Source organism: Kitasatospora sp. NPDC032150 (assembly GCF_055579945.1).
This window is the reverse complement of sequence record NZ_JBVIMH010000024.1, coordinates 44,221-58,015: the sequence shown is the minus strand read 5'-3', so window position 1 is coordinate 58,015 and position 13,795 is coordinate 44,221. Positions and strand designations below refer to the sequence as shown.

Sequence of the window (13,795 nt, the reverse complement as noted above, 5' to 3'; positions counted from 1 at the left end):
CCTACTGTTGGGTAACTCGGCAGGTCAAGGCGCTCTATGCGCGTTGTCCATGCGCGTTGTCCATGCGCGTTGTCCATGTGTGCCGTCTATGCGTGCCGTGCGCGCGGTTCCGTGCCGGCGGCCGCGCTCGGCGAGCATGACGTGCGGCCACGACCGATGGCCGTGTCCGGCGGCACCGACGGCGGGAGCCATCTTGTCCGACTGTCTGCGGCATGCCGCGTTCGGCGTAATGGCCGGGGCGCAATGTCCGGCCGCGTCAGGCTGTGAGCCTTGATCACGGTCGGTTCGGGAGCCCGTGTGTACAGGTTGCGTGAGTGGATCTTCTGCCTGGATCTGCGGGAGCCCCACCCGCTTTCGTCGCGGCCCCGGAGTCGGTGGTGAGGCGCCGGGCCGCCCGCCGATCGGCGGCGAGGCTCAGCGCCACCGGCCTCGAGGTGCCGGCTCCGCCGGCCTGGATGCGTTGGCTGCCGGCCGCCTACGTCGCGGGCGTCCTGATCCTGGAGCCCCTGACCCCGGTCCAGTGGCCGGTGAGTTTCCTGCTGGTCGCCCTGCCGGTGGTCGCCGCCTTCACCTGGGGCCCGGCCGGCGTCGCCGGTGCCACGGTCTTCGCGGTCGGGTTCGAAGCCGTCCTGGCCGGTACCCCCTGCTGTGCCGGCCGCGTCTCGCACGACCTGTGGGAGAGCCACTACGTCGGGTCCTACGTCTCCACCGCACTGGTCGGCCTGCTCGGTACCTTCCTGGCCGCCCATCGCAAACGCCAGGAAGCCCACCTGGTCAACGTCAACTCGGTCGCCGAGGCACTGATGCGCACCCTGCTGAGACCGGTGCCGCCCCGGGTCGGCCATCTGCTGGCGGCCGCCCTGTACCGCCCGGCGGTGGTCGGCAGCCTGGTCGGCGGCGACCTCTTCGACATCTGCTCCACCCCGGCGGGCGAACGTGCCATCATCGGGGACGTCCGCGGCAAGGGACTGCGGGCCGTGGGCACCGTCGCCGACATCCTCGGCAGCTTCCGCCAGGTCGTCTACGAGGCCGGTGACCTGCAGCAGGTGGCCGCCGGGATGGAACGCCGGATGACCCGCGAGGTCGAGTCGATCCCCGACTCCGAACTGTTCGTCACCGCGGCCCTGGTCGAGTACGACTCCGGTGCCCAGCAGGTGACGATCATCAACCACGGCCATGTCGAGCCCGTCCTGATCTCCGGCGGCGAGGTCGGCCTGGTCACCGGACCGCCCGCCCTCCCACTCGGCCTGGGCGCCCTGCTCGCCGAGCAGCCCGTCGCGTACACCTGCCGACTGGCCCGTGGCGACGTCCTGCTGCTCTGCACCGACGGGCTGATCGAGGCCCGCGACCCGGCCGGAGTCTTCTACCCGCTCCTCGACCGGCTGCGCCAGCGCTTCGGCGGCCGGCCGGCCCCGAGCCCCGCCGAGGTCATCGACTTCCTGGACACCGACCTGCCCCGCCACGCCGGTGTCCTGCACGACGACGTCGCCGCCCTAGCCATCACCCCGGACGGCGCCGAAGCGCCTGACGTGCCGTCATGACGGTCTTCGGGTCTGGCTGCGACGGCTGGCGCGCGGGTCGGGCGAAGAGGCGGGATCACCGCCTTCATCCCGCGGCGGGGCAACCAGTCAGGGGAAGAGCCGCAGATCCCTCCCGATGCGTGATCGCGTGACGCGCTCCCGGGACCAGCGGATGCCGCTCACCTGACACCGACTCACGCGGCTTCGATCCGGCCGGTTGCCGTCCGGCCCGCACGCGGTTGTTCAGCAGCCATCCAGCGCGCAAGTCCCTTCCGTTATCCCGTACATGGCAGGATGCATCCGACTCGACGGGGCGGCGGCATGCCGTCCCGGCGGCAGCCTTGCCCACCCACCTCCTCGCAACACCCACCCTCCGAGGGAGAAGTAGTGACAGACAGCAGGCCAGGCCCGGTCCCCAGGGGACTGTTCGCCCGTGCTCTGGTGGTCGCCGGATCCGCGCTCGCCCTGGTCGTCGGGGCGGCCGGCGGCGGGGCGGCGGTCGCGGCCACGCCCGCCGCGAGCCCCGCCGCGAACGTGCTCACGGGCGCTCAGCTCAGTGCCTCCTGGACCGGGCCGCTCAGTACCAGGGGACGCTACATCGTGGACGCGAACGGCGAGCGGTTCAAGCTGGAGTCCGGCAACTGGGAAGGTGCCCAGGGAACTTGGACCGGAAGCGGCGACCCCGCCGACCCGGCGAACCACGCGCACGGCGAGCCCGCCCACGACATGCCGCTGGGGCTGGACCGCGCCCCGATGGCGAGGATCCTGGCCGGGTTCCACAGCCTCGGCATCAACAGCATCCGGCTGCCCTTCTCCAATGCGATGGTCCACAACACCACCCCGGTGCCGGACTCGGCCGTCGCGGCCAACCCGCAGCTGCGCGGTGACACTCCGCTGCAGGTGTACGACGCCGTGGTCGCGGCGCTCACCGCGGACGGGTTCGCCGTGATCCTCAACAACCACACCACCACGTCCCGTTGGTGCTGCGGCCTGGACGGCAACGAGCGCTGGAACAGCGGCCAGTCCACCGCGCAGTGGGAGGACGACTGGCTGTTCATGGTGAAGCGCTACCAGGACAACAAGCGCGTCGTCGGCGCCGACCTGCGCAACGAGGTGCGCCGTGACACCTTCGACGACCCCAACTGGGGTCGGGGCGACGGCCACGACGAGAACGCCGCCTTCGAGGAGGCCGGCAACCGGATCCTCCAGGCCGACCCGGACATGCTGGTCATCATGGAGGGCATCAACTGGTACGGCATACCGCTGAACGGACTGCCGCACGGGCGACCGATGCTGACGCCGGTCCAGAACCTCTCCAACACCCTGATCCGCTCGGACAAGTTGGTCTACGCGGCGCACTTCTACGCCTACACCGGCCCGGCCAACAGCGGCGCGGGCAGCGGCCTCGGGGCCACCAGCGACCCTCGCTACGAGGACTTCACTCCCGCCCAGCTCGCCCAGGTGGTGAACCAGGAGGCGCTGTTCGTCACCCAGTCCGGGCAGCACTTCACCGCGCCGGTGTGGGTCAGCGAGTTCGGCGCGGCCGGCCGCGGATCGACCGACGCCAAGGAGCAGGCGTGGCTCCACAGCTTCACCGACGTCCTGGCCGCCAATGACACCGACTTCGCGATCTGGCCGCTGGTCGGCTGGACTGACAACGGCGTTCCGCTGGACAACTGGGCGCTGCTCGACTACGACCAGCACGGCAACCAGCTCAGCATCAACGACCCGGGCGACTGGCGGGCCGCCGACTGGAACCGGCTGGTGAACGCGCCGAGCCTGACCGGCCCGGTCGCGCCCACCGCCCGCTGGAACATGCTCAACCTCGACCACGCCGACTACGACGTCTCCGCCCGGATGCTCGGGCAGCCCGACTGGGACTCCGGCGCGCGCAAGGGCAACTGCCCGGACGGCCAGCGGCTGATCGGCCTCGGCCGCAACGACAGCCGGGGCCTGTGCACGGACTCCGGCGAGCCGGCGCAGTCCGGTGGCGCCTACCTGCCGGTCACCGACGAGCGCTATGTGACGGAGGGCGACTGGGCAGCCGGCTACAACAAGCTGCAGTGCCCGGACAACTCCTTCGCAGTCGGCTACAGCGTGCGCGGCAACGCCATGTCAGCGCTGCTCTGTGCACCGTCGAGCACCCCGCTGCCCACCTCGGGCCGCAACGTCTGGTTCGACCGCGGCGACAACCGTCCCGCCACCGGCGGCTCGGGCGCCAGCGACTGGGCCCCCGGCTACTACAAGGGCCAGTGCGCCGACAACGAGTACGTCGCGGGAGTCGCGTACACCTGGAAGTGGCTGCACGGCGGGGTGCCCGACGCCCTGCTGTGCCGCCCGCTGCGCTGACCCCGCGGCGCCCTGCCGGCCGGGCTCACACCCGGGTGCCGGCCGGCGGGGCGCGCAGCTGCTCGCGAGCGGTCGGCAGGCCGGCCGTCGCCAGCGTGAGCGTCCCATTGCCCGGGAGTGCCTGAAGAGAAGACGCCTGGACATGTACGGGAGACTTCAGGCCATTCTGCGTCTCGCCCGGCCTTCCTAGGGTTGATCACGTCAACCGCGAAGGAACAAGGGAGAGTCCCGTGCGCGCAGTAGTCCAGAACTCGTTCGGCGGCCCCGAGGTGCTCGAGGTCGTGGAGACCGAGCGGCCCCGGCCGGGGGCGGGTGAAGTCCTCGTCCGGGTCCACGCGAGCGCGCTGAACCCGGTGGACATCGCGGTGCGGTCGGGCATGCTGCCGCTGCTCGGGGAACCGCCGTTCGGGCTCGGCTGGGACATCTCCGGGGTGGTCGAAGAGGCCGGGCCCGGGGCCGGGTTCGCGGTCGGTGACGAGGTGTTCGGGATGCCGTTCTTCCCGCGCGCCGCCGCCGGCTACGCCGAGTACGTCACCGCGCCCGCGTCGCAGCTGGCCCGCAAGCCGGCCCCGCTCGACCACGTGCACGCCGCGGCGCTCCCGCTGGCCGCCCTCACCGCCTGGCAGGGTCTGGTGGACGGGGCCCGGGTCAAGGCCGGGGACCGGGTGTTGATCCACCGCGCGGCCGGCGGAGTCGGCCACCTCGCCGTGCAGATCGCCAAGGCGCGCGGCGCCCAGGTGATCGCGCTGGCCGGCGGGGCCAGGCACGAGTTCGTCCGCGGTCTGGGCGCCGACGAGGTGATCGACTACCGGGCGGTGGACTTCACCGAGGCGGTACGGGACGTGGACGTGGTCCTCGACTCGACCGCCCAGGGCGACCGTTCGCTCACCGTGCTGAAGCCCGGCGGTGTGCTGGTCACCATCCTGGAGCACCGGGACGACGCGCTCCGGGCCAGGACCGAGGCGGCCGGCCGGCGGTTCGCCGGGATCTCGGTGGAGCCGGACGGCGCCGCGCTCGCCACGATCGCGGGGCTCGTCGAGGCCGGCCGGATCCGCCCCCACGTCGAGGAGACCTTCCCGCTGGCCGAGGTCGCGAAGGCCCACGCGCGGGTCGAGTCGGGACGTACTCAGGGGAAGATCGTCCTGACGGTCTGAACCTGCCGGGCCCCAGGGGGCTGATCCCGCCGGCGCGAGGGTGCGGGACCTCAGGGGATGGGCGGCCCGCACCGCCCCGCGGTGAGCGAGTGAGAGGGAGCGGAGCATGGACGTCCTGACCGAGGCACTGGCATCGATGCGGACCGGTCACCCGGCGTCGGTCCGCACCGACGGCCGGGCGCCCTGGGGGCTGCGGCTGCCGCCGGTGGCCGGGGCGGGGTTCCACGTGGTGCTGCACGGGACCTGCTGGCTGATCCCGGCCGAGGAGTCCGAGGCCGGCTTCGGGCCGGTCGCCCTGGGGCCCGGCGACGTGGTCTTCCTGCGGGACGGCAGCGGCCACGTGCTCGCCGACGACCCCGCCACACCACCCACCAGGGCCCGGCCGGAGCAGTACCGTCAGGCACCGCCGATCGGATCCCTGTCGATCGGCGGAGACGGTCCGCTCACCAGCCTGCTCTGCGGCAGCTACCACCTGGACCAGACCCGGCCGCACCCGCTGGTCCGCCAGTTGCCCGAGCTGATCCACCTCCCGGCGCGGCACGGCCGGCACCCCGAACTCGCCGCCGCCGTCCAGCTGCTCGGCGCGGAGCTCGACAGTCCGAGGATCGGCTCGGAGGGCATCGTGCCGACCTTGATCGACTCACTGCTGCTGTACATCCTGCGGGCCTGGTTCGAGGAGCAGCCCGCCGCTGCCGCCCGGGGATGGGCCGCCGCGCTCGGCGATCCGGCGGTCGCACCCGCGCTCGCGGCCATCCACGACGACCCGTCGGCTCCGTGGACCGTCGAATCCCTGGCCACCCGGGCCGGACTCTCCCGTGCCGCCTTCGCCCGCCGTTTCGCCACCATGGTGGGGGAACCGCCGCTGGCCTACGTCAAGCGCTGGCGGATGACCACGGCCGCCAGACTCCTCCGCGAGGCCGACGTCCCCCTGAGCACCATCGCGTCCCAGGCCGGCTACGGCTCCGAGTTCGCCTTCGGCAAGGCCTTCAAACGCGAGTACGGCCTGGCCCCCGGCCACTACCGCCGCCGGGCCCAGGCGGCCTGACGCTCCGGACGGACCCGGGGTGGGCCGGAACAGCGGGCGCAGGGATCCACGCCGGGCCCGGCGCCCGCTCACCCGGGCTCAGCCGACCTGGACGACGTCCACGTCCGACGCTTTCACGAAGCCCACCCGGTGACCGATCTGCACGGTGACGTACCCGGTGCCGCCCGGGAAGTAGGTGTGGTCGTAGGGGAGTGAGGAGTCGAAGGTCGGCGCGTAGTAGTACCCGGCGGGCGCCTCGCTACCGCCGGGGTAGGACTGGCCGGCCTTGACGGTGTACGGGAGCGGCGCGCCGGTGCGCGGCTCGGTGAAGTCGGCCGGGTAGTCGGCGGCCTCCGGGTAGGCCGCCCCGTACACCTGGACCTCGCTGCGCCCCGCCTTGGGCCGCACCACGGTTCCGGCGGTCGGGGTGGTGGTGCGGGTGCCGCCGGGGGTCTGGAACCAGGCTTCCTGGCCGTACCACCAGATGGCGGTCCAGCCGGGTCTGCGCTCGGCCACCACCGCCTGTTGGGTCGCACTCACCTTGTCGCCCCAGTCGTCGGCGCAGTCGGTGCCCGCCGCGCCCGGCGGGTGGAGCGCCGGGTCGGCGAACAGCGGTGCGTCGGTGGACGGTTCGGTGTACAGCGGGACTGCGCTACTGGGCTGGAGCGGCAGGTCGGTGTGCTTCTCGCAGTCGCGGAAGGCCTGCAGGTTCTGCGCGAACACCGGGTTGACGGTGACGAGTCGGCTGTCGGGCGGGGCGGTGGGGACGGTGGGCCGTCCGACCAGGGCCATGAAGCGGTTCCAGTCCCAGTACGGTCCCGGGTCCCAGTGCATCGCCTTGGTGCCGGCGGTGGAGGTGGGCGGCACGTCGTCGTGCCCGAGGATGTGCTGCCGGTCGAGCGGTACGCCGTACTCGTCGGCGAGGTGGCGGACCAGCGCGGCCGTCGAACGGTACATCCAAGGCGTGAACCACCCGGCGCCGGCCGTGGCGTAGCCCTCCTGCTCGATGCCGATGGAGTGGGCGTTGACGTAGGAGTTGCCGCTCTGCCAGGCGACGTCCCCGGTCCGTACCATCTGGGTGGTGTGGCCGTCCCGGGAGCGGACCACGAAGTGCGCGGAGGCGGACCGGGCCGGGTCCTGGAAGATCCTCAGGGTGGCCGCGTACCGCTCCTCGGTGTCGTGCAGCACGAGGTACCTGATCCTGTTGGTGTACGGCCGGTCGGAGAGGTCGTAGTTGCCGTAGGCCCGCTTGTCGCCCAGGTCACCGTTCTGCTGGTAGGCCGCCGGGACCCAGTCGCAGTGGAGGAAGCGCGGGCAGTCGGTGCTCTGCCCGGTCGCGCCCGCCGCACCCGGGAACGTCGCCGGGCCGAACGTGGCGAGGCACAGGGCAGCGGCGGCGGTGAGGGCGAGTGCGGTACCGATCCGGTGCTTCGTCGTCATGACAGCCGTCCTGTGGGTGGATTGGGAGGATCACGACTCGCTTCGGATCGGGTTCCGGAACGGATTGTAGGTGCCGGAAGCAATGTCGAGCCCTCTCGCTGCGGTGGCCGCCGGAGCACGCGAGTACCAAATCTGAATGCGCTCGACGAGTGCTTCGGCGATGTGGTCTGTGACGGCGGGTTCCAGGAGACCGACGGAGGCGCGGGCCTGGTACTGGCCTTCACCGACTACCACAGGTTCGCCGAGGCCCGCTCGGAGGCCGCGCAGATCGTGCTGGACATCATCGCCGACCAGGCCCGGCGCGCGGCGGTGTTCGGGCGGCGGGTGATCTGCCTCGTCCACAGCAGTGATCAGGACATCAGCTTCGAGCCCGTCGGCGCCATGCCCGTCCTGTGGAACGACGCCGAACGGATCGACGCCAGTCGGCGCCCCGACTGAGCTTGACTCTGTCGGGGATCTTGGTCGCTGCGGCGTCAGCTGACGGCTCGCCAGGAACGCAGGCGCTGGATACCTTGCTGGTCGAGGTGGTTTTGGAAGGCAGTCGGTGGTCGTGGGGGTGTGCTCTCGCCCGGGGGCTGTCGGCTGAGGCGTTCGATGTTGACGGCGATGGCGGTGAGTACGTGCTGCAGGAGGGATTTTGAGAGCCCCACAGCGACTCCAATCCACTCTGACGCCGTAGCCGACCGATCCGCGCGTTTGGGCCCACCTGAACGCCGTTGGGCGCCCCAGGGCGCCGGACGCGGATCCCCACACCCATGCGCGGGCTCGCCGGCCAGGTCACCGGTTACCCTCACCCGGGTCGACCGGTCCCAGCACGCCGAAGTCCTCCCCGAGGCGGTCCGGTGCGGCCTGCTTCCATGAATCCACAAGAATGTCGTACAGCTCGGCCATGTCTTCAAGGGCGCCGAGCCGCACGCGCACCCAGGCGGAGGACACCTCATGCGGTGGCACCCAGAACTTCTCCGGCTCCGCGGCGATCAACTCCGCCCGATCATGCTTCGGACACCGCACAGCGAAATGACGTCTGATCGTCAGGCACCGTGATGAACATCTTCCCGGCGACCCGAAACGTCGACATGCTCCACGCCTCCTTCTCCACGGTCTCTGGGAGGGGCAACGCGATACGACGAACATCATCGGCATCCACCACGCTCACCACCCTAGACGTACGGCCACCGCCGAAGCCGTGCGATCCGCACAGCTGGCCTTTCCCTATACCACCAACACGACGCATGATGCGGGCAGTTGAGGTATCGTCCGGGGCCGTCGGTTAAGAAGTGATGGTTCGGTAAGAAGATGGAGTGAGATGAAGAGCATTATCCGGTGGCCTCTGCTGATAGCGACCGTGCCAGTTGTGCTGCTCGCGGGTGAGGCCGGGGCGGCTCTGGCCGACGGCGACGCGGATCAGCAGGCGCTGGGGCGGTTGGCCGCGTGGCTGATCGGTGGGCTGGTCTGGATCATTGCCCTTGGGCTGGTGAAGGCGGCGCTGCCGGCGACCATGCTGGCGACGGTGGAGGGCGCGTATCCGTCGGTGGGGACCAGGGTGGGTCGACTTGATCGGCTCGTTCGCCGCCGAAGGACGGTGGCCGAGGATGTGGACGCGCTCCGAAGGGGGCAGCGGATCTTCGCCCGTGCGGTCATGGTAGAGCCGGAGATCGGATCGGGCGCCCTGTTGTTGTCGGTCTCCGAGGACGGCAGCCCGGCGCTGGCGTGGAAGAGGCTCGGCCGACCGGTGACACCGCTCACTGGGCCCTACCGCCTGGACAGCGCGACTCCGCGGAAGAACCCTCTCACGCGCAGCTTTCCCGCTGCCGTGTCACTTCGCAGCGCCGAGGGGACGCATACCTTCCGGTTGAGGGATGCCGACCGGGATCTGCTGAAGCAGACGATTGCGAACTGACAACCATGGAAGGCCCATCCGATCCAAACTCGGGACGGCCTCCTTGCGTTCTGAGTCGATACACCCCACGGCCCCCGACGCGCTCCAGGGGATCGCGTCGGGGGCCGGTGTGCATGGCGGCGGACGCCGCTCAGGGGGATGTCGAGGTCATGTCCCCGGGAGCGGAGCGGTCCGCACGGGCTGAGCGTTGGAGATGCTCCAGTGCTGGGCCGGGACGTTGTAGCAGTCCCAGACCTGGAGCTGCGTCCCGTTTACGGTGCTGGCGTCGGGGTCGTCCAGGCAGCGGCCGGTTGTGGGGTTGTAGAGGCCGCCGGTGCCGGTGGGTAGCCATTGCTGGTTGGAGCCGCCGGTGCAGGTCCACAGCAGGACGTGGGTGCCGTTCGCGGGTGTTCCGTGGTCGGCGTCCAGGCAGTGGCCCTGGTTGGTGATGGTGCCGTTGGCGTTGAGGTTCCAGGACTGGGCGGCGATGCCGGGGTAGCAGTCCCAGACCTGCAGGGGGTTGCCGTCGGCGGTCTGGCCGTTGCTGTTGTCGATGCACTTCGAGACGCCGGTTCCGCTCTGGATGACGGTCGGCGCCGAGGTGGTCACCGGGCTCGCGTAGGGATGAACCGCAACCTCCGATGCGCTGCCGTTGAAGTATGCCGCCGACGCGTTGTTGTTCCTGAATCTGCCCATGACGAGCGGCCCGCCACTCTGGAAGGCGGTGTTGTGCAGTCCGGTCCCGGCGAGTGCGCCGTTGACGAAGAGAAGCAGTTGCTTGGTATCGGCATTGTAGGAGGCCGTCAGCTGCTGCCAGGTGCCGAACTGCACCCGGGCGGCGGCGTTGGTGGAGTCCGTCTGGTCGACGGCCGCGCCGTTGGTGTCGGATGCTGCCATGCCGAACCGCCACTCGGACACGCCGGATCCCCGGTCGGAGGGCCAGAGCTGGAAGGTACTGGCGGTTGTTCCGTCCTGCGAGAGGAGGACACCGCCGGAGCTGTTCGCCTTGGCCCAGAGGGAGATGGTGAACGACTTGGTGGTGTCGAGGGCGAAGGCCCCCGTGGTCAGAACGGAGTCCGTGCCGTTGAAGGCGGCGACATCGGTGCTCCGGCCGCCCACGGTGTCAGCGCGGAATGCCGCACCGCCCTGGACGGTCAGTGGGTGGGCCCCGGTGGTGTCGGCGGCAGTGGTACTGCCGGTCGCCTCGTTGAGCTTCCAGCGGCCGAGCGGCGCGCGAAAGTCGCCTGCGGTGAATGCTCCAGCGAAGTCGTTCACGGGTGTGGCGGCGGTGCCGTCCACGGTGCGACCGGGCCAGACGACCAGCTTGCCGTCGGCGGTCAGCGCCCACAGGTCGGCGATGCCGTCACCGGTGAGGTCGCCGTTGGAACCGACGACGGGGAAGGCTGCCGGGGTGACCCCGCCGGTGGTGGGGATGGTTCCGCTCGTGGGATCGGTGAGCGCGGTGTAGTTGACCGTGCCGTCCGCGTTCTTGGTGATCGGGTATGCGTGGATGGCGCCGTTGATGCGGTCGCGGGCCCACAGGGTGGGCTGGTTGCCGCCGTTGGCGGGTCCGGGGCTGATCAGGTCGTAGTTGTCCCACTTGCCCTTGGATACCTGGGTGTCGGTCGGTTTGAGCAGTCGGGCACTGGTGGTGCCGGGCGGGAAGAGCCAGAGCTGGTGGTTGATGACGGCGAGGAGGGAGGTGCGGGTGAGGATGTGGTTGCCGTTGGCGTCCGTGCCGACGTTCTCGCCTTCGGGTGTGCCGAGGGCGAGGATCTGGGTGGCGTTGGACCAGTCGGTGCCGAAGTCGGCGGGACAGGTGATGGCAGCGCCGGTGATGTCCTGGCAGGTTACCGGGGTGTTGTTGGTGGTGCCGGACTTGTAGAACGAGGTGCGGGAGATGAGGTTGCCGTGGCCGTCGTTGCCGTAGAGGTACAACCGGGGATCGCCGGTCGGGTGGGCGATCAGGTCGTCCACCGGTGCGCCGCCGTACAGTGAGGCGCGATGGGTGACCTGGACACCGTTCCATGTGCCTGTCGGCGAAAACGCGGCTGAGCCGCTGATGTTCCCGGCGGCGGCCGCTCCGTCGAGCGCTGGGCGGATCAGCCGGAGATTGCCGTTCACGTCCGGCAGTACCACATCGGGCTTCCCGTCGCCCGTAAGATCACCGAAGACCGGCATGCTGCCCGGCTTCCACGGGGCGTAGAAGCTGTAGGCGGCGGGCTGGCTGTAGTTCCCGGCGTTGTCCTGGGACTGCACGTAGAGGATGTTGGTTCCCCAAGTGCCCGGAACATAGCTGAAGTTGGTCGTTCCGTCAGCGCCGGCCGTGACTGTGCCGGGATCGCCGCAGTGCCAGCCGGTGACCGGTGCGGGGTTGTTGCTCCAGCGGAAGCAGGCGACCCCGGAGGCGCTGCCGTCGGCCGGGGCAGGGTCGGTACCGCTGATGGTGAAGGTGCCCGCGTCGGTGTTGAACTTGGTGGGGTTGTTGTTGGGCGTGCCTGAGGGTGGGAAGTCGGCGGAGCTGACGCTCACGGTCGGAGGTGTCTTGTCGACCCGGAAGTAGCACGGGTCGGAGGCCGAGGAGGTGAGGATGTCATCGGTGGCGTTGGCCGTCCAGTGGTACTGGTGGCCGTCGCTGAGGGAGTTGATCCCGACGGGGACGGTCGCCGTGTTGAACGAGCCGAGCCAGCCGCTGTCGGCCGACCAGTTGAACTGGCTGTTGTTGTCGTCCCAGAGCCGGAAGCCGGTGTGCAGGTTGAACCCGGCCGGGGACCAGCTGCTGGCCGAGAGGGTGATGTTCTGGTTGGCACCCACCCAGCCGGGGTTGTAGGAGGCGCCGCCGCCGGGAGTCCGGCATCCGTTGTACTGGTTGGTGGCGGCGAAGCCCGGGGTCGGGCTGGTGGCCGGAGCCCAGATGCTCGGGGTGATGTCGTACTCGGTGACGATCTTCGGGTTGTTCGAGAGGTGCTTTCGGTAGGTCTTGTCGTACTCGTCGTCGGGCACGATCGCGATGGTCCAGACGTCCCACTTGTGGGCGATGGCGGTCTGCATCATCGAGGTGACGTCGAAGTCGATCGGCCCGGCACCGGTGATCTTGGTGGAGGGACCGACCTTGTCGCAGCCGCTCATTCCGTTGCCGCACGGCTGGTTGTTCCAGGTGGTGTGGCTGTCGATCTGCGGGGTGTTGTAGAGGCCGAGCGGTACTTCGGTGCTGGGGCTGGAAGCGTCGACCACGTTGGCATAGAGCGTCGAGCCGTAGATGGTCGGCGGCTGGGGCGCGCCGCCGGGTTGCGTGTAGAGAACCGGGTTGACGGCGATCTGGTAGTAGGGGCGGTAACGGCCGTAGCCGGTGCAGTCACTGTACCCGCAGTAGCCGGTACCGAGGTTGGTCACCGAGTTGTAGTTCTCGACGTCCGGATGGTTCTCCTGGACCTGGAGTGAGCCCTGGGTGCTGCCGGACGCGCTGGTGAGCGTCGGGTCGAGGTACCAGGGCCCGGTGCCCTTGCCGAGCGTCTCCGAGTCGGGGGTGAGCTCGATCGCGGTATCAGTGGCCTTGATACCGATCTTCGCGACGGTGGCGCCATCGCCGGGACCTGCCGGGCCTGACCCGCCGACGGGCGTGGTGGGCTCTGCCTTCGGGGCGACACTACGAGGACTCGCCTTGGCTGCCTTGGAGTTGGCGACCGGGACCTTGGGCGTGCTGGAGTCCCACTGGAAGGGCGTGGGAGCGTGCAGGCGCACCTTCCCGTCGCCGTCCTTGACGCTGACGTTCCCTGCCTTGTCTGTGGCCACGCTCAGGCCGGTGGCCTGCACCGGGAAGTGCAAGGTCTTGAGTCTCGCATCGGCTGCCGCGGTCACCGTGTGGACGACTATGACATCCCGCCAGCCGCCGTCCGGCAGCGCGGTGAGCTGCAGGTCGACGTCGGGCAGGACGTCGCGGTAACTGGCGGTGTCGCCGGAGAGTGTGGGCGCTGGCAGCGTGAACGGTGCGGTGACGGCGAGTTTCTTGCCGTCGGCGGTGGTGATGGTTGCGAGGGGGCCGTCGCCCCCGCCCGAGACGGTCAGGGTATTGGTGGTGACCGCAGGGCTGAGAGTTCCGTCGCTGTTACGCCGCAGCGTGGTGTCCAGGTCGGCCCACGCCGTGCCGCGCTTGGTCCGCACCGGCTGAAGGAAGTCGGAAGTGGTGAGTCTGCCGTTCGGATTGGCCGTGGTCTGCGACGTCTCGGTGGTCAGTGCGTCGACCACGACAGGCTTTCCGGTGGACCTGGCCTGCTGGCGGGCGTTCAGGATCGACTGCTGCTGGTCTGCCAGCGTGGCTCGGACGGGCCCCGTGGACGGCGCAGGTCCGGCGGCGGCAGAGGCCGGCGCGATGAGCAGGCCGACGCCCAGCGCGGTGGTCGCCGCCAATACCACCAGGCGTCGCGTCCGC

Annotated in this window: 8 protein-coding genes and 1 pseudogene; 6 read left to right on the top strand and 3 right to left on the bottom strand. The window is 70.1% G+C overall.

The annotated features are described in order from the left end of the window. Positions 1-455: 455 nt before the first annotated feature. The 4 genes from ACZ5ON_RS25365 (at position 456) to ACZ5ON_RS25350 (ending at position 6,068) form a co-directional block, all read left to right on the top strand. The gene (locus ACZ5ON_RS25365; RefSeq protein WP_465596994.1) at positions 456-1,541 is read left to right on the top strand and encodes a PP2C family protein-serine/threonine phosphatase; all 1,086 of its coding nucleotides are present in this window, start codon (positions 456-458) and stop codon (positions 1,539-1,541) included. 366 nt (positions 1,542-1,907) lie between these two features. Beyond that, entirely contained in the window at positions 1,908-3,869 is a 1,962-nt protein-coding gene (locus tag ACZ5ON_RS25360) for a glycoside hydrolase family 5 protein (protein ID WP_465596991.1), read from the top strand. Positions 3,870-4,099: 230 nt separating this feature from the next. Next, the gene (locus ACZ5ON_RS25355; protein ID WP_465596988.1) at positions 4,100-5,023 is read left to right on the top strand and encodes an NADP-dependent oxidoreductase; all 924 of its coding nucleotides are present in this window, start codon (positions 4,100-4,102) and stop codon (positions 5,021-5,023) included. Between the two features lie 106 nt (positions 5,024-5,129). Continuing rightward, on the top strand, positions 5,130-6,068 hold the full coding sequence (locus ACZ5ON_RS25350; RefSeq protein WP_465596985.1) for an AraC family transcriptional regulator: 939 nt from the start codon (positions 5,130-5,132) through the stop codon (positions 6,066-6,068). 78 nt (positions 6,069-6,146) lie between these two features. Here ACZ5ON_RS25350 and ACZ5ON_RS25345 read toward each other — a convergent pair whose 3' ends face one another. Then, positions 6,147-7,487 (bottom strand): N-acetylmuramoyl-L-alanine amidase, encoded by a 1,341-nt coding sequence (locus ACZ5ON_RS25345; protein ID WP_465596982.1) that lies wholly within the window; start codon positions 7,485-7,487, stop codon positions 6,147-6,149. A gap of 162 nt (positions 7,488-7,649) precedes the next feature. Here ACZ5ON_RS25345 and ACZ5ON_RS25340 point away from each other — a divergent pair, with 162 nt between their 5' ends. Then, positions 7,650-7,925 (top strand): hypothetical protein, encoded by a 276-nt coding sequence (locus ACZ5ON_RS25340; RefSeq protein WP_465596979.1) that lies wholly within the window; start codon positions 7,650-7,652, stop codon positions 7,923-7,925. Between the two features lie 339 nt (positions 7,926-8,264). On the opposite strand, the pseudogene ACZ5ON_RS25335 reads toward ACZ5ON_RS25340, so the two are convergent. Beyond that, a pseudogene (locus ACZ5ON_RS25335) lies at positions 8,265-8,637 on the bottom strand (MmcQ/YjbR family DNA-binding protein). A gap of 156 nt (positions 8,638-8,793) precedes the next feature. On the opposite strand from ACZ5ON_RS25335, the gene ACZ5ON_RS25330 reads away from it, so the two are divergent. Beyond that, positions 8,794-9,387 (top strand): hypothetical protein, encoded by a 594-nt coding sequence (locus tag ACZ5ON_RS25330; RefSeq protein ID WP_465596976.1) that lies wholly within the window; start codon positions 8,794-8,796, stop codon positions 9,385-9,387. Positions 9,388-9,534: 147 nt separating this feature from the next. Here the strand turns inward: ACZ5ON_RS25330 and ACZ5ON_RS25325 are convergent, their stop codons facing one another. Then, positions 9,535-13,779 (bottom strand): ricin-type beta-trefoil lectin domain protein, encoded by a 4,245-nt coding sequence (locus ACZ5ON_RS25325; RefSeq protein WP_465596973.1) that lies wholly within the window; start codon positions 13,777-13,779, stop codon positions 9,535-9,537. Between the last annotated feature and the right edge of the window lie 16 nt (positions 13,780-13,795).

Coding starts and splice junctions, on each gene's coding strand:
- ACZ5ON_RS25330 (WP_465596976.1), top strand. CDS start 8,794: ATGAAGAGCATTATCCGGTGGCCTCTGCTGATAGCGACCGTGCCAGTT.
- ACZ5ON_RS25350 (WP_465596985.1), top strand. CDS start 5,130: ATGGACGTCCTGACCGAGGCACTGGCATCGATGCGGACCGGTCACCCG.
- ACZ5ON_RS25365 (WP_465596994.1), top strand. CDS start 456: ATGCGTTGGCTGCCGGCCGCCTACGTCGCGGGCGTCCTGATCCTGGAG.
- ACZ5ON_RS25345 (WP_465596982.1), bottom strand. CDS start 7,487: ATGACGACGAAGCACCGGATCGGTACCGCACTCGCCCTCACCGCCGCC.